Annotated in this window: 16 protein-coding genes; 5 read left to right on the forward strand and 11 right to left on the reverse strand. The window is 69.6% G+C overall.

All coding sequences use genetic code 11. The annotated features are described in order from the left end of the window. Window positions 1-4: 4 nt before the first annotated feature. Together NO364_RS06160 and NO364_RS06165 are read left to right on the forward strand one after the other, a co-directional pair. Window positions 5-169 carry a hypothetical protein gene (locus NO364_RS06160; RefSeq protein ID WP_199243739.1) on the forward strand — a complete coding sequence of 55 codons (165 nt, stop codon included), beginning with the start codon at window positions 5-7 and terminating at the stop codon, window positions 167-169. 294 nt (window positions 170-463) lie between these two features. Next, complete coding sequence (locus tag NO364_RS06165; RefSeq protein ID WP_257628801.1) at window positions 464-1,585, forward strand: pyridoxal phosphate-dependent aminotransferase; 1,122 nt, start codon at window positions 464-466, stop codon at window positions 1,583-1,585. Between the two features lie 213 nt (window positions 1,586-1,798). On the opposite strand, the gene NO364_RS06170 is transcribed toward NO364_RS06165, so the two are convergent. Further along, window positions 1,799-2,980: a redox-regulated ATPase YchF gene (locus NO364_RS06170; protein WP_257628802.1), complete on the reverse strand. Its 1,182-nt coding sequence runs from the start codon at window positions 2,978-2,980 to the stop codon at window positions 1,799-1,801. Window positions 2,981-3,140: 160 nt separating this feature from the next. On the opposite strand from NO364_RS06170, the gene NO364_RS06175 reads away from it, so the two are divergent. Next, window positions 3,141-3,416: a hypothetical protein gene (locus tag NO364_RS06175; RefSeq protein ID WP_199243740.1), complete on the forward strand. Its 276-nt coding sequence runs from the start codon at window positions 3,141-3,143 to the stop codon at window positions 3,414-3,416. After that, window positions 3,413-3,841 (forward strand): type II toxin-antitoxin system VapC family toxin, encoded by a 429-nt coding sequence (locus NO364_RS06180; protein WP_257628803.1) that lies wholly within the window; start codon window positions 3,413-3,415, stop codon window positions 3,839-3,841. The genes NO364_RS06175 and NO364_RS06180 overlap by 4 nt, the downstream gene beginning before the upstream one ends. A 536-nt stretch (window positions 3,842-4,377) precedes the next feature. Here the strand turns inward: NO364_RS06180 and NO364_RS06185 are convergent. Beyond that, the gene (locus NO364_RS06185; protein ID WP_157688537.1) at window positions 4,378-5,229 is read right to left on the reverse strand and encodes a polymer-forming cytoskeletal protein; all 852 of its coding nucleotides are present in this window, start codon (window positions 5,227-5,229) and stop codon (window positions 4,378-4,380) included. Between the two features lie 98 nt (window positions 5,230-5,327). Between NO364_RS06185 and NO364_RS06190 the strand changes: the two genes are divergently transcribed. Continuing rightward, on the forward strand, window positions 5,328-5,528 hold the full coding sequence (locus NO364_RS06190) for a DUF5800 family protein (protein WP_157688538.1): 201 nt from the start codon (window positions 5,328-5,330) through the stop codon (window positions 5,526-5,528). Window positions 5,529-5,589: 61 nt separating this feature from the next. On the opposite strand, the gene NO364_RS06195 is transcribed toward NO364_RS06190, so the two are convergent. From NO364_RS06195 to NO364_RS06235, 9 genes are all read right to left on the reverse strand, one after another. Further along, window positions 5,590-6,330 (reverse strand): dolichyl-phosphate hexose transferase, encoded by a 741-nt coding sequence (locus tag NO364_RS06195; RefSeq protein ID WP_157688539.1) that lies wholly within the window; start codon window positions 6,328-6,330, stop codon window positions 5,590-5,592. A gap of 42 nt (window positions 6,331-6,372) precedes the next feature. After that, complete coding sequence (locus NO364_RS06200) at window positions 6,373-7,122, reverse strand: ribonuclease H-like domain-containing protein (RefSeq protein ID WP_257628804.1); 750 nt, start codon at window positions 7,120-7,122, stop codon at window positions 6,373-6,375. Window positions 7,123-7,167: 45 nt separating this feature from the next. Beyond that, window positions 7,168-7,971, reverse strand: a complete 804-nt coding sequence (locus NO364_RS06205; RefSeq protein ID WP_257628805.1) for a DUF7847 domain-containing protein — start codon at window positions 7,969-7,971, stop codon at window positions 7,168-7,170. Between the two features lie 81 nt (window positions 7,972-8,052). Continuing rightward, complete coding sequence (locus NO364_RS06210; RefSeq protein WP_257628806.1) at window positions 8,053-8,244, reverse strand: hypothetical protein; 192 nt, start codon at window positions 8,242-8,244, stop codon at window positions 8,053-8,055. Next, window positions 8,241-9,380, reverse strand: a complete 1,140-nt coding sequence (locus tag NO364_RS06215; protein ID WP_199243741.1) for an XdhC family protein — start codon at window positions 9,378-9,380, stop codon at window positions 8,241-8,243. The genes NO364_RS06210 and NO364_RS06215 overlap by 4 nt, the downstream gene beginning before the upstream one ends. Before the next feature lie 87 nt (window positions 9,381-9,467). Next, the gene (locus NO364_RS06220; protein ID WP_157691070.1) at window positions 9,468-10,754 is read right to left on the reverse strand and encodes a VWA domain-containing protein; all 1,287 of its coding nucleotides are present in this window, start codon (window positions 10,752-10,754) and stop codon (window positions 9,468-9,470) included. Between the two features lie 5 nt (window positions 10,755-10,759). Then, window positions 10,760-11,707 (reverse strand): AAA family ATPase, encoded by a 948-nt coding sequence (locus tag NO364_RS06225; protein ID WP_157688543.1) that lies wholly within the window; start codon window positions 11,705-11,707, stop codon window positions 10,760-10,762. Window positions 11,708-11,722: 15 nt separating this feature from the next. Next, complete coding sequence (locus NO364_RS06230; protein WP_257628807.1) at window positions 11,723-12,607, reverse strand: FAD binding domain-containing protein; 885 nt, start codon at window positions 12,605-12,607, stop codon at window positions 11,723-11,725. Continuing rightward, window positions 12,607-15,009 (reverse strand): xanthine dehydrogenase family protein molybdopterin-binding subunit, encoded by a 2,403-nt coding sequence (locus NO364_RS06235; RefSeq protein ID WP_257628808.1) that lies wholly within the window; start codon window positions 15,007-15,009, stop codon window positions 12,607-12,609. The genes NO364_RS06230 and NO364_RS06235 overlap by 1 nt, the downstream gene beginning before the upstream one ends.

The raw sequence follows: 15,009 nt of genomic DNA on the forward strand, positions 1-15,009 counted from the left end.
ACACATGGCATCAGACGACCTCGACGCGGAGGTGGCGGCCTTCCTCGACGCCGCCGAACGCGTCTACGACGAGTACGACGACGGCTACGTCGACGCCGACAGCGCGCTCTCACAGTTGGGCGATCACGTCTCGACCCTGCGCGACGCCTACGAGGACGACCCGGAGTGAGCGGTCGGGACGGCCCAATAGCCCTCATAGCAACCCCTTTTTCGCCCGACGACGGACCGTCACCTGCACGACCACCTGCCTCACGGAGGACGACCGCCGCCGGATCGGGGAGTTCGCGGAGCGATCGGCGTGGAATCGCAGTCCAGAGCTGCTGTGTCCGGGCGAGAACTCGGACTCCGGCGTCGGGGACGCACACGAGTGAGTCGCCGGCCGGGTGTCCCCCGGTGACGCGGCAGGGCCCGGATCGGACGAAAAACGGGAACACCTATGCCGGACGGGACCCGGAACGAGGGTATGACCGAGTTCTCCCCACGCGTCGAGTCGATATCCATCAGCGGCATCCGCGAGGTGTTCGAGGCGGCCGGCGAGGACGCGATCAACCTCGGCCTCGGCCAGCCGGACTTCCCGGCGCCGGACCACGCCCGCGCGGCGGCCGTCGAAGCCATCGAGGCCGGAAAGGCCGACGCCTACACGGGTAACAAGGGGATCCGCCCGCTCCGGGAGGCCATCGCCGCCAAGCACGAACGCGATCAGGGGGTAGCCGTCGACCCGGACGACGTCATCGCGACCGCGGGGGGAAGCGAGGCGCTCCACCTCGCGCTGGAGGCCCACGTCGACGCCGGCCAGAAAGTGCTCATCCCCGATCCGGGGTTCGTCTCCTACGACGCGCTGACGAAACTCGCGGGCGGCAAGCCGGTGCCGGTTCCCCTGCGCGACGACCTGACGTTGGATCCCGCCGCCGTCGAGGACGCCATCACCGACGACACCGCGATGTTCGTCGTCAACAGCCCCGGCAACCCGACCGGCGCGGTGTCGCCCGCGGAAGACGTCCGGGAGTTCGCCCGCATCGCCGACGAACACGACGTGGTCTGTCTCTCCGACGAGGTGTACGAACACTTCGTCTTCGACGGCGACCACCACTCGCCGCTCGCCTACGCCGACACCGACAACGTGGTCGTCGTCAACGGCTGTTCGAAGACCTACTCGATGACCGGGTGGCGACTCGGCTGGGTCACCACCTCCACCCGCCGGATCGAGCGGATGCTCCGCGTCCACCAGTACGTCCAGGCCTGCGCGTCGGCGCCGGCGCAGTACGCCGCCGAGGCGGCGCTCTCCGGCCCACAGGACGTCGTGAGCGAGATGCGCGACACCTTCCGGGAGCGGCGCGACCTCCTGCTCGACCGGTTCGAGGCGATGGGCGTCGAGGTGCCGACCCCGAAGGGCGCCTTCTACGCCATGCCGAAGGTGCCGGAGGGGTTCGTCGACGCCTGCATCGAACGGGACGTGATCGTCGTCCCCGGCGACGCCTTCGGCGCGAACGGCGCGGGCCACGCCCGCATCTCCTACGCCAACGACGCCGAGGTGCTCCGCGAGGCGCTCGACGTGATGGCCGACGTGGTGGCGGACCTGCGCTGAACGGCCGCGAACCGACCGTTCGCCGTCCCGTCGAGTCCCCGCACCGACGAATGCCGGTAGATAAACTCGAATAAACTGGCGACCGTAGTGTCAACGGCAGATTAAACTAGCCACGCGACGTGAGTTTATTCACCCGCTGACGGCTCGATCCTCCCCATCCTGGTTGGATGACGCGAGCGCACCGTGCGCTCGTCCGTACGACGACTGCCCGTCTCAGTTCGCGGTGCTGACGATTTTGATCACGTCCCCCTCCGAGAGTTCGTGGTCCTCGCCGATCCGCCGGTCGGAGCGCGCGTCGACCGCGTGGAGGTAGCCCTCGCCGATATCGGTGTGGATGGCGTAGGCGAGGTCCGGCGGGGTCGCCCCCCGCGGGAGCAGGACGGCGTCCGGAAGGACGTTGCCGGCGCCGTCTGTCCACCGCGTCTCGTTTTGCACGGGGAAGACGGTGATCCGGTCGAGCAAGTCGTAGACGGCGGCGTCGATGGCGGCCTGGACCCCGGTGCCGCCGTGTTCCGCCATCACCTCACGGATGCGTTCGAGCCCCTCGCGCTGGGCGTCGCTCACGTCGCCGACCACCTCGAAGTCGGGGTCGCCGGGGTCGTAGTCGACGGCGTCCGCGTCGCTCGCGGTCCGGAGGGCGAGTTCGCCCTCGGCCGTCGCCGGGATCACCGGCTTGTCGGTGGCGCGCAGCCGCTCGAGATTCTCCGCAGGCGCGACGTCGGCCTTGTTGGCGACGACCACCAGCGGCTTGGTGCGGGCGCGGACCTCGCGTGCGAGCGCGGCCCGGTGCTCGTCGGTCCACTGGATCGGGTCCTCTGGGTAGTCGAGCGCCCGGAGGCTTCCGGCCACGTCCGCCACCGTCGCCCCGAAACCGGTGAGCATGTCGGTGAGGACCTCGTCGATGTCGAAGTCGGGCGAGCGGGACTTGCGCTCGACGCCCTCCCAGTTGCGGTCGACGATGCCCGCGAGCCACTGGTCCATCTCGCGTTCGACGAAGTCGACCTCCTCGACGGGGTCGTAGGTGCCGACCTCGACGGGTTCGCCCTCGGCGTTCGTCCCGCCCGAGGCGTCGACCACGTTGAGGATGGCGTCGGCGTCCGTGAGTTCGTCGAGGAACTGGTTGCCCAGCCCCTTCCCCTCGTGGGCGCCGGGGACGAGACCGGCCACGTCGAAGAGTTCGACGGGCACGTAGCGCTTGCCGTCGCGACAGCGCTCGCTGCCACAGCGCTCGTCGCGGTCGAGACAGGGGCAGTCGGTGCGGGCGTGGGTCACCCCGCGGTTGGCGTCGATGGTCGTGAAGGGGTAGTTCCCCACGTCCACCTCCGCGCGGGTGGCGGCCTGATAGAACGTGGACTTGCCCGCGTTGGGCTTGCCCGCGAGCGCGAGAGAGAGCATACCGGACGGTGGCGGGTCGAGGGGAATTTAGTTTCGGTCGGGTCGCACCACCGGCACGGGGCTGATCGTTCCGTTCGGCTCCGTGCTCGGCGCCCGGGATCCGAGATATGGCTCGAGCGTGGTAGAAATCTTTACCCAGTAGCGGATTCTACCGAACGGTATGGCAACCTCGGTGAAGATGGACGACGATACCAAGGCCCGTCTCGAACGGTTACAGGCCGAGATCCGGCTGCAAACGGGGAGACGGGTCACCCAGCAGGAACTGCTGGCGCGACTCGTCGCGGAGGCAATCGAGTCCAAGGCCGACCTCGTCGACTCGTTCCGCGAGGAGCGCGTGCCCCTCGCCGACGCCGAGCGGGAGGCGTTTCACGAGGGGATGGTCTCCTCCGGCGTCACGACGAGCGAGGAGGACATCGACGACGTGCTGTACGGATGAGCGTCCTCGTCGACACGGGCGTGTTCTTCGCGCATCACGATACGGATGCGGAGCGTCACGGGGCAGCCGTCGATGCGTTCGACGACCTGCTCGACGGGGTCTACGGCCAACCGTACACGAACGACTACGTCTTCGACGAAACCGTGACACTCACACGGGCCCGAACGGGATCGTTCGAGGCGGCGGACACCGTCGCCAAGCGAATCCTCGGCGAGGGATCGTTTCCACAGGCCGTCGAGATGCGACACGTCGAACCGGACGACGTTCGGGCGTCGCTCGCGGTCTTTCGTCGGTACGACGATCACGACTTGAGTTTCACCGACGCGACCGTCGTCGCGCAGTGTGAGTCGCGGGGTATCGACGCCGTGCTGAGCTTCGACACGGATTTCGACGGACTCGTCGATCGTATCGAACCGGGAGGTTGACCTCCTCCCACGGCTTCAGCCGTGGGATTCCCCGAAGGGGAGTTCAAGGTTGCGCGTTTCCTCGGCCCTCAAGTACGCTTTCGCGTGGGGCGTTCGACGGTGGCCGTTCGGTTACGACCCCGAACGTGCTTTCCAGCGCGTACAGCCCGGCCAAACGGGCCTTCCCACCCGGACGCGCCGGGCGCTTCGACGGCCCGAATACCGGTTCGGGCCTCCACGGTCGGGTATTCAGCCAACTGGGTACCACGGGTCGCGTCACCTCGCGTGTTACGCCGTGGACTGGGTTCGGCTTTCTTACCCGGCGGGCTGTGGACGCGAAGCGTCCGTTGGGGTCGAAGACCCCGTGCCACAACCGGGGAACGCCGTCACAACACAGTACGGGAGGGCCAAACTTAACGATTCGGGACACAACTCCCGGCTGGCTGGTGGCCCGTGGATTGTCCCCCCACCGTGTCGGCTTCATCCCACGGCTAAAGCCGTGGGCTTTCGCCTCGAACAACTGTAACGACGTGACGGGGCGGTCCACCGGCCCCGGTTCACTCGATTTCCCGTTCCGCCTCCGGCCGAACGATCCGCATCTCGCCGCGCGAGCGGATCGCCCCATCGACGACGGCGTCCTCGTGGAGTTCGAGGTCGGTACAGGAGACGTCGCCGAGGACGCGCACGTCGGGGTCGAGCCGGACCGTCCCGCCGCGGGTCGTCACGTCGCCGTGGATGCGGGTCCCCTCGGCGACGGTCACGTCGCCGCGGGCGCGCAGGCTGCCGAAGACGTTGTTGTCGGCGCCGACGTCGATGGACTCCGCGCGGAGGTTGCCGTGGAGGCGGCAGTCGTCGCCGACGCGGGCGGGCGTCGAGACCTGCCAAGCGTCGTCCGAGACTTCGCTCCCGCGGGGGATCACCAGCGGATCCTCGGGGGCATCCCCCGAGAGCGCCTCCGCGATCTCCTCGGCGGCGCCCTGTTCGCCCACCCGGAGCAACTGCGAGAGGACGATGAAGTAGAAGACGAGCGTCGGGACGGGGTTCCGGATGACGATCCAGCCGTTGGCCTCGAACCCCTCGTCGATCTCCACGTCGTCGCCGATGTCGAGGTCGCCCGAGACCATGAGCTGACCGCCGACGTGGACGCGCTCGCCGAGGTAGGCGTCGTCGCCGACGAGGACGTTACCGGCCACGTCACACCACATGTCGAGCCGACAGTTCCCCTCGGCTTCGATGTCGCCGCCGAAGCGGGCCCGCTCGCCGGCGACCACGTTCCGCCCGCGGACGCCGAACTCGACGGTGCTCTGACCGCCGACGATCACGTCGCCGTCGGTCACGAGGTCGTGTTCCTCGACGGTGGTCCCGTCGGGGATCTCGAGCGCGTCGAGCGGATCCCTCCCGAGTGACACGCGCGTGACTACAGGCTTCTCGTATTAAAACGGCCGTCAGACGGCCGTCCGACGCGGAGACAGGCAGGGTTTTGAGTCCCGACCGATTACCCCCGTCCATGACCACGCTCTCCTTCGACGACGGCGGCGTCGACGTCGTCTACGAGGGAACCGAGTTCCGACTGGAGAAGGCGCTGATCGAGGACGCCGTCGGGAAGACCTACCCCGACGTGACCGACCACGAGGTGCTGAAGATGGTGGAGAAAGAGCCGTCGCTGACGGGCGAACCGCGGCGGATCGGCGACATCGTGAACCAGTAGCGATCGAACGTCATTGCACAGCCCATCACACGCAGCCCTGCGATCGGCTGTGTGAACCGTTTCAATCGCTACTGGAGGTGTCGACGCGCTCGACCGTCTCGGAGGTGGGGTCGAGACGGCGGTCGAACCGCTCGGCGAACCCGACACGCAGGATGGACTTGGCGATGGCGGCGCCGCCCCGGAACGGGTCGAGTTTCGTCTCGCCCGCCCGCTCGTCGTAGTCGATGGGCACCTCGGTCACGCGGTAGCCCCGGGCGACGGGCCGCATCAGCAGTTCCGCCGACAGGCCCGTGTTCTCCGTCCACTCGATCCGGTGGAGGAGGTCGCGGCGGTAGGCGCGCATCCCCGTCGTCACGTCGTGGAGGCGCCGACCGAGGATGAGACTGGCGAGCCCCGCGAACGCGCGGTTGCCCAGGCGGTTCAGCGCCGGCATCGTCTCCGGACGGGGCGAGATGCGGTCGCCGCTGACCACGTCGTAGCCCTCGTTGATCCGGTCGAGGAAGTCCGGCAGTCGCTCCATCGGGTAGGTGTCGTCGCAGTCGGTGGTGACCACCACCGGTCGATCCGGCGTCAGCACCGCCTCGCGCACGGCGACGCCGTACCCCCGTGGCTCCTGTTCGATCACGCGAGCGCCCATGCCGCGGGCGATCTCGGGCGTCCGATCGCTCGATCCGTCGACACAGACGACCTCCGCCCGGCCGTCCGTGACGCGGTCGATGTCCGCCAGCACGCTCCCGATCGCCTCCTCCTCGTTGTAGGTCCCCATGACGACGGCCACGTCGTCGAAGGTGTAGTCGCTCATACGCCTACCTACGGACGTCCGCACTTGAACGTTTAGGTTTGCCTAAAACGTCGCGGCGTCGGGGCAGACGGTCTCGTGGAGGCGAGCGGTCACGTGGTCGGCGAGGCGTTCGAGGTTCTCGGTGTCCTCGCGGTTGTAGGAGACCAGTTCGTCGAGGGCGGCCTCGTCGCCGCGTTCGTACTCGCGCCAGAGGCGGACGGCGTCCTCCCCGGAGAGGTCCGGACGGTCGCGGTCGATGCCGACCTCGCTCTCGATGCGCTTGAGACCGCCGGTCAGGTCCAGACGACGACAGGGGTACATGAGATCGAAGTGGGGCGCCTCGATGGAGAGGTCGAAGGACTCCTCGAGGAAGGGGACGTCGAAGCGGGCGCCGTTGAACGAGACGAGAAGCGGCGCGTCGGCGAACCGCTCGCGGAGCGCGCCGGCGGTGAGGTCGTCGCCGCGGACGAGCGTCTCGACGTCGCCGCCGCGGTAACAGCTCACGGTCGTCACGTCGTTGCGGGCGGCGTCGAGGCCGGTGGTCTCGATGTCGAAAAAGAGGGCGTCGTCCCGGAAGTTCTCGTAGAGGCGCCAGCGCTCGCCGGAGGGGAACGACTCGTCGAAAAAGCGGGCGTCGCCGCGGCGGAGGTGGTCGGTCGCCACGTCGACGAAGGACTCGATGCGTTCGGCCGTCTTCGGGCCGACGACGGAGCCGTCGAACGCCTCCCAGTGGGTGATTCCCGCCTCCCAGAGGCGGCGCTCGGTCGTCTCACCCACGCCACGGATCGGGATGAAGCTGTTCTCGATGCGCACGCGTGGTACTGTCGCGTCGGGCGTCAAAAACCTCGCGCCACGCGGTCAGTAGGCGAAGGGCGACGCCGACCCGGGCGGCGTCCAGTCCTCGCCTTTCAGTTGGACGTACGCGCGCGAGCCGATGGCGACAGCGAGGAGGCTCGTGACCGCGCTGACGACGAGGCTGACCGCGACGGTGACCAGTTCCGGCGCGCCGACGAACCCGAGGACGATTCCCGGAATCCCGCTGATCAGTCCGATGATGAAGAGGACGACCAGCAGGAGGAACACGCTGAGCCGTTCGCCGGCGGTCAGCGCCCAGCCGTCACGCAGCGCGTCGACCACGCCCTTGTCCTCGACGATCACCTCGAACTCGACGAAGTAGAGGGCGACCGCGAGGTAGATCCCGGGGAGGATCAGGAAGATCAGGCCGACGAAGGTCGCGATACCGACGACGACGCTGACGACGAGGGCGTTCAGCACGACCCATCCGAACCGCCGGCTCAGGTCCTCGGGGAACCGGTCCCGGGCGCCGCTCACGAACGTCCGGATGGTGACGACCCCGACGGCCTGCGCGAGGACGACCTGAGCCAGAAAGAGAACGAGGGCGACGGCCACCCCAACGTCGAGGGCGAGCGGCGAGGCGCCACCCGTCCCGGGACCCATGCCACCGGCCGGGACCCCGCCCGTTCCGGGGTTGGCGGCCGGGACCGCGTCGCGGACCCAGTCCTGAAACGCCGCGCCGAGCGTCTGGGACGTGATCGTCGAGAGTGCGCCGACGGCGAGGTAGGCCACGAAGAGGATCGCGGCCACGCGCGTCGGGAGGCGGGCGAGTCCGTCCTCGATGGCAGCGGGGATGTCCAATGTCATGGAGACGTGTGTACGAGTCGTGTCACCCGTTATAAAGGTGCGGTCCCGAAGCGACGCGAGGCGGTGCGGTCGACGGGGCCGTCACCGGCGGACGTGTACGGGCGCGTCGGCGACCATCACGAGGACGTCCGACTCCGGATCCCGGAGCGAGAGTTCCCCCGACGCGCACTCGTCGGCGGGGAGGACGGGCGCCTCGGGGATGCCGTAGTCAGCGGGGTCGTGAAACCGGGCCGCGATCACCCACTCCCGCGCCAGCATACGCCCGTCGCTCATGGCCGCAGCCGACGTTCGAGCGACTCGCCGGCCCGGAGGTGCGTCGGCGTTCGCCCGTACCGGACCGCCAGCAGTTCGGCGACGATGCTGTGAGCGATCTGGTACGGCGTGCCGCCGCCGAGGTCGAGCCCGACGGGAGTGTAGAGGCGCTGGAGCGCCGCCTCGGACGGCTCGCGCCCCTCCTCGCGCCACTCGGCGGCGATCTCCTCGAAGCGCTCGGCCGGTCCCATCAGTCCCACGTACGGGACGTCACTCTCCAGGAGTTCGCCGACCGCGATGGCGTCGTCGACGAAGTTGTGCGTCATCACGACGGCGTACGTGTCCGAGTCGAGGTCGAGTTTCGAGCGGATCTGCGCGGGGGAGAGCGACCGGACGGTGTGGGCGGCGGGGAAGCGCTCGTCCGTCGCGTCGGCACCCCGGAAGCCCGCGACGGTGACTCGGAAGTCGGCCCGGCGGGCGAGTTCGGTGACCGGCCGGACGTCGTGGCCGGTCCCGAAGACGACGAGGTCGGCGGGGGGCGTGACGTGGTCGACGAACACCGCGATCCGTCCGTCCGGTCGCGGACACTCGACCGTCTTCGAGTCGCCGGCACGGCGGCACTCGCGGGCGGCCGCCGCGAGGTCGTCGCCGAACCACTCGGGGGGATCGGCGGGCGTCGGATCGTCGCCGACGGCGACCGTACGCGCCCCGACCGGGGCCGCGGAGTGATCGGCGTCGACGACGGTGTAGACGAGCGACTCCCGCCCCTCGTCGTACGCGTCGAGTGCAGGGCGGAGCGACCCGTCGAGCGGTTCGAGCAACACGTCGATGACGCCGTTGCAGCCGACGCCGAGTCCCCACACGTCGTCGTCGCCCGTCAGGTCGAACTGCTCGACGCGGGGACGTCCATCCGCACGGACCTCCGCCGCGAGGTCGAGCATCACGTCCTCCAGACAGCCGGCGGTGATGCTCCCCAGACCGGTGTCGCCGGCCACCAGCATCTTCGCGCCCGGTCCGCGGTACGCGCTCCCCTCGACGCCGACGATGGTCGCGAGGATCGGGGTCCCCTCGGCGTCGATACCGCGGCGGATCGACGCCATCACGTCCGCCTCGGGTGCGCTCCACTCGTCGTCCGGCACGAGGTCGTCAGCGCTCACGGCGGCTCCCTCCTGATCCCCGGTTCGGCGCCGGAAGACGTGGTCGATCGTCGGTCGATGCGGTCGTCGGTGTGGTGTGTGGTGGTGTCATCGGTCGGTTCGTCGCCAGTCGTGTTCGTAGCCGACTGGCCGCTGTCGGTGTCGAAGCTGTCGTGCCAGATCGAACAGGTCGGCCGGTTCCGCGAACGCGAACACCCCGTCGACGTGTGGACGAGCCGTCACCATCCCCCGGCACGTCGGCTCGTAGGCCGTCGAGGCCGCGAGCGGGTTGAGCCAGAACACGCGCCGCGCCCGGCGGTCGAGCCACGTCATCCCGTCCTCCAGACTGGAGAGGTCCCCGGTTTCGAGGCCGTCGCTGACGACGAGGACGACCGTCTCGCGGTCGACGGCGTCCGGAGCGTGGTCACGGATCGTCGTCAGCGCGTGCCCGATGCGGGTGCCACCGCCCCACGCGGCTTCGAGCCGGTCGAACTCCCGGAGCGTCGCGTCGGGCGACTCGGCCCGCAACGCCGCCGTCACCTCGGTCACGTCGGTGTCGAAGAGGAAGGTGCGGACGGTGCGCCACTCGTCGGTCAGCGCGCGGAGCACGCACACCAGGAACTCGCGGTCGACCGTATCGAGGACCGACCGGCTCACGTCGACGAGGACCAGTCCACGGACGGCGTCGGATCGTCGTGCCAGCCGTGGCACCTCCATCACCACGCCCCCGGTGGCGTGTGTCCGTCGCATCGCCCGGCGCACGTCCGGTCGGCCGTCGGACGCCGACGCCCGTCGGCGGCCGGGCAGGCTGGCCAGCGCGTCGGTGAGCGCCCGCACCGCCGGCGTCGGATCGGCGATGGCGCTCGCGCCCAGCGACTCGGTGTCGACGCGAGCCGACGATCCGGTCGGGCTGTACCGGGCGCGCGTCGCCGCGTCGTCCTCCCGGACGGGTGCGTCCACGTCACCGAGCCGCCGGGACGCGACCGACTGCGGGCCGTCGCCCCCGGCCGCGTCGTCGGTCTCGCGGTCGACGGCGTCGTCGCCGGCCACGTCCGACGCGAACCCCCCGTCCAGCGACGCGGTGTCGACGCCGCCCGGCCGGTCGTCGGTCGCGTCCGTGACCCGGCGCCAGAACCGATCGAAGAGGCGGTCGAACGTCGCCACGTCCCCGGGGCGGGAGACGAGCGCCGCACGGAGCGCCGTCCGCGCCCTGCTCCGGTCGTCGAGACCGACGGCGGCGAGCGCCTCGGCGGCGACGAGCGACCCGTCGGCCGGCACCTCGACGCCCTCGGTCCGGAGGGCGCCGACGAAGCGGACCAGCGCGGACCGGACGCGCACGGTGGGATCGGAGGGGGGAAGATCGTCGCCGGCGTCGGGGTCGGGATCCGGGGGCACGTCGATCACTCGTGGGGCGTCTCGGCCGCGGCGAGGAGGGCCGACATGGTTTCGTCGTCGATCCGTTCGACGTCCTCGGCCTCCTTCAGGAGACAGCCGAGGGTGGTCCGGACGTCGGTCTCCGTGAGAGGGCGGTCGTCGTCAGCGGGGGCCTCACCGTCGTCGCCGTCGACCGCCACGCCGTCGAGCGCGGTGAGCGCCCGCGCCCAGTCGAGCGTCTCGGCGACGCCCGGGGGTTTCAGGAGCGACTCCTGCCGGAGGCGTTCGGTGACGCCACAGACCGCGGCGACGACGGCGTCGTCCAGTTCCGGCACCTTCCGCCGGACGATGGCCCGCTCTTTCTCGAACGACGGCGGTTCGACGTGGAGGTACAGACAGCGACGCTTGAGCGCGTCGCTCAGTCCACGCGTCCGGTTGGACGTGATGACGACGACGGGCGGCGTGTCGGCGGCGACCGTCCCCAGTTCGGGGATCGACACCTGGAAATCCGAGAGCACCTCCAGCAACAGCGCTTCGAACTCCTCGTCGGCCCGGTCGACCTCGTCGATCAACAGCACGGGCGGGCGCTCGCCGTCGTGGCGGAGGGCACGGAGGAGCGGCCGCTCCAGCAGGTACTCCTCGGTGAACACCGACCCCTCGTCGCCCTCCCGGCCGGACTGCACCGCGAGCAGTTGCTTGGTGTAGTTCCACTCGTACAGGGCGCTCTCGGCCGCCAGCCCCTCGTAACACTGGAGCCGAACGAGGTCGGTGTCGAAGCCCTCGGCCAGCACCTTGGCGAGTTCCGTCTTGCCGGCGCCGGGTTCCCCCTCGACGAGGAGCGGGCGACCGAGTTTCAGCGCGAGCAACACCGTCGTCGTGATCTCGTCCTCGGCGACGTAGTCGCTAGCGTCGAACAGCGACTGCAGTCGCTCGCTCGTCAGCGTCTCGAAGTCGTCGTGGATGGCGTCCGTCATGGGGGCGGCCCGGGGTTACGGCGGCCCGGCGACGAGGCCGGTCCCCGTCGCCGCGTCCTCGATCGCTCGTTCGACGTAGGTTTCGAGCAACTGCGCCCGGAACTCGGCCGACGCCTGGAGGTCGTCCATCATCATCATCTCCTCGAGGTCCTCGGTCGCGTTCGCGGCGGCCGCGGCGACCGTCTCCTCGTCCGGGTTCGTCCCCGCGAGGGCGTCCTCGACGGGATCGAGGCGGACGCCGTGGTCCATGATCCCGTTGGCGGCGACGCCGACGTCCTCGACGAGACCGGCGTCGACCGTCAGCGAGACGGCGACGCCGACCATGGCGTACCCCGATGACGGACTCGGCTTCTTCGCGTACGCGCCGGCCGCTTCGGGACGGGCCGGGAACTCGACGCGCGTGAGGAGTTCGTCCTCGCCGACGTCGGTGGCGTACATCCCGAGGAAGAAGTCGTCGGCATCGACCCGGCGTTCGCCGTCGGGACCCTGCACGACCATCGTCGCGTCGGCCGCCAACGCCGCCGCCGGCAGGTCCGAGGCGGGGTCGGCGTGGGCGAGGTTCCCGCCGACGGTGCCACGGTTGCGCACCTGTACGTCGCCGACCGCGTGGGCCGCCTCCGCGAACACTTCGACGTTCTCCCGCACCGCGTCGGACTCGTCGATCGTCGCGTAGTTCGTGAGGCCGCCGATCGAGACGGTTCCGCCCCCGTGGTCGATCCCGCGCATGGCGTCGATGCGACCGATGTCGACGAGGAGGTCGGGACTCGCCAGCCCCGACTTCATCGTCGGCAGGAGGCTGTGTCCGCCGGCGAGGATTTCCGCCTCGGGGTTCTCGGTCAGCAGGTCGATCGCTTCCTCGACCGTCTCCGGCCGTTCGTAGTCGAACTCGTCGGGGAACATCAGTTCTCACCCCCGTCGGTCGCGGCGTTGGCGGCGCGCCACACTTTCTCCGCTTTCAGCGGCATGTCGATGTGCTCGACGTCGAGCGCGTCACAGACGGCGTTGACGACCGCCTGCGGCGCGGCGATGGTGCCGGCCTCGCCGACGCCCTTGACGCCCAGTGGATTCACCGGGCTCGGCGTACAGGTGGAGTCCGTCTCCATCTCGGGGACGTGTTCGGCCTTCGGGACGGTGTAATCCTGCATCGATCCCGTCACGAGTTGGCCGTTGTCGTCGTATTCGGCCCCCTCGTAGAGCGCCTGACCGATCCCCTGAGCGACGCCGCCGTGGATCTGTCCCTCGACGATCTTTGGGTTGATCTGGTTGCCCACGTCGTCGACGGCGACGTAGCGTTCGATCTCGATCTCCCCGGTGGCGGGATCCACCTCGACGACCGCGGCGTGGAGACCGAACGGGAACACGAAGTTGTCCGGATCGTAGAACGAGGTCGCCTCCAGACCGGGCTCCATGTCGTCGGGCATGTCGTGGGCGAGATACGCCTGCGTGGCGATTTCGGTGATGTGCATGGAGCGGTCCGGTGCGCCGGCGACCTGGAAGTCGCCGCCCTCGAACTCGACGTCCTCGGGGGCGGCCTCGAGCTGGTGGGCCGCGATCCGTTTCGCCTTCTCGACGAGCTTCCGGGAGCTCTTCACGAGCGCGCTGCCGCCGACGGCGGCGCTCCGGCTTCCGTAGGTCCCCATCCCCTGTGGGATCTCGTCGGTGTCGCCCTCGACGACCTCCACGTCGTCGTAGTCGACGCCGAGTTCGTTGGCGACGATCTGGGCGTAGGTGGTGTCGTGTCCCTGACCGTGGCCGGAGGTGCCACAGTAGGCGGTCACCTTCCCGGACGGGTGGAACCGCACGAGCCCGCTCTCCCACAGGCCGGCCTGGGCGCCGAGTTGGCCGGCCAGTTCCGAGGGGGCCAGCCCGCAGGCCTCGATGTACGCCGAGAGGCCGACACCGACGTACTTGCCGTCCTCGCGCGCCTCCCGCTGTCGCTCGCGGAGGGCGTCGTAGTCGAGGATGTCGAGGGCCCGGTCGAGGGTCTTCTCGTAGTCCCCGCTGTCGTACTCGACGGCGACTTCGGTCTGGTAGGGGAACTCCCCGACGAAGTTGCGTCGTCGGAACTCGGCGGGATCCATCCCCACCTCCTTGGCGGCGAGGTGGACCATCCGCTCGACGACGAAGGAGGCCTCGGGGCGACCGGCGCCACGGTAGGCGTCGACCGGCGGGACGTTCGTAAAGGCCCCGGTGACCGAGCAGTGAATCGCCGGGATGTCGTACTGCCCGGACAGGAGCGTGCCGTACAGGTAGGTCGGCACCGCGGGCGCGAACGTCGAGAGGTAGGCGCCGAGGTTGGCGTCCGTGTCGACCCGGAACCCGAGGATGTCGCCGTCCGCGGAGAGCGCCATCTCGGCGTGGGTGTCGTGGCCGCGCCCCTGGGCGTCGGTGAGGTACGTCTCGGTGCGGGTAGCCGTCCACTTCACCGGACGCTCGTGGCGCTTGGCCGCCAGCGCGACCAGCGCCTCGTCGGCGTAGTGGTGGATCTTGCTCCCGAAGCCGCCACCCACGTCGGGTGCACGGACCTGCAGTTTGTGTTCGGGGTGGTCGATGACCCCGGACATGAGCAGGCGGTGCAGGTGGGGATTCTGGGAGGTCATGTGGACCGCCAGTTCGTCGTTCGAGGGGTTGTACTCCGCCACGGCGGCCCGTGGCTCCATGGCGTTCGGGATCAGGAGCTGATTCTCCAGATCGAGGTCGACGACGTGATCGGCGTCCGCGAAGGCGGCGTCGGTCTTTTCGGCGTCACCGATCTCCCAGTCGAAGGCGACGTTGTCGCCGGCGTCGTCGTGCACGACGGGCGCGTCGTCGTCGAGCGCCTCGTCCGGGTCGACCACCGCGCCGAGGCGGTCGTAATCCACGTCGATCCGGTCGACGGCGTCGTGGGCGACGTAGCGCTCCTCGGCGACGACGACCGCGAGGGCGTCGCCCTGATAGCGGACACGCTCCTCGGCGAGGATCGGGTGGTCGACCTGTTCGAGCGAGTCGAGCAGCCAGCCGGTCGGGAGGCTGCCGGGCACGTCGAGGTCGGCGGCGGTGAACACCTCGATGACGCCGTCCATCGCCTCGGCCTCGCTCGTGTCGATATCCTCGATGCGGGCGTGGGCGTGCTGGCTCCGCTTGATGGTCATGTGGACCATCCCCGGCAGTTCGATGTCGTCGGTGTACTCGGCGTCGCCGGTCAGGAGCGCCGGATCCTCGCGGCGTTCGATGGCGGAGCCGAGGATGTCCGCGGCGTCGACGTCGTCGGGGTCGATGGACTGGACGCCCGAACCGGATTCGGATTCGGATTCGGCACCCAT

It is taken from the genome of Haloplanus salinarum (assembly GCF_024498175.1).
Lineage (GTDB): Archaea > Halobacteriota > Halobacteria > Halobacteriales > Haloferacaceae > Haloplanus > Haloplanus salinarum.

Excerpts from the sequence above, each read along its gene's own strand:
- NO364_RS06160 (WP_199243739.1), top strand. The coding sequence starts at position 5 with ATGGCATCAGACGACCTCGACGCGGAGGTGGCGGCCTTCCTCGACGCC.
- NO364_RS06210 (WP_257628806.1), bottom strand. The coding sequence starts at position 8,244 with ATGAGCGACGGGCGTATGCTGGCGCGGGAGTGGGTGATCGCGGCCCGG.
- NO364_RS06190 (WP_157688538.1), top strand. The coding sequence starts at position 5,328 with ATGACCACGCTCTCCTTCGACGACGGCGGCGTCGACGTCGTCTACGAG.
- NO364_RS06235 (WP_257628808.1), bottom strand. The coding sequence starts at position 15,009 with ATGGGTGCCGAATCCGAATCCGAATCCGGTTCGGGCGTCCAGTCCATC.
- NO364_RS06225 (WP_157688543.1), bottom strand. The coding sequence starts at position 11,707 with ATGACGGACGCCATCCACGACGACTTCGAGACGCTGACGAGCGAGCGA.
- NO364_RS06170 (WP_257628802.1), bottom strand. The coding sequence starts at position 2,980 with ATGCTCTCTCTCGCGCTCGCGGGCAAGCCCAACGCGGGCAAGTCCACG.
- NO364_RS06175 (WP_199243740.1), top strand. The coding sequence starts at position 3,141 with ATGGCAACCTCGGTGAAGATGGACGACGATACCAAGGCCCGTCTCGAA.
- NO364_RS06165 (WP_257628801.1), top strand. The coding sequence starts at position 464 with ATGACCGAGTTCTCCCCACGCGTCGAGTCGATATCCATCAGCGGCATC.
- NO364_RS06195 (WP_157688539.1), bottom strand. The coding sequence starts at position 6,330 with ATGAGCGACTACACCTTCGACGACGTGGCCGTCGTCATGGGGACCTAC.
- NO364_RS06230 (WP_257628807.1), bottom strand. The coding sequence starts at position 12,607 with ATGTTCCCCGACGAGTTCGACTACGAACGGCCGGAGACGGTCGAGGAA.
- NO364_RS06180 (WP_257628803.1), top strand. The coding sequence starts at position 3,413 with ATGAGCGTCCTCGTCGACACGGGCGTGTTCTTCGCGCATCACGATACG.
- NO364_RS06205 (WP_257628805.1), bottom strand. The coding sequence starts at position 7,971 with ATGACATTGGACATCCCCGCTGCCATCGAGGACGGACTCGCCCGCCTC.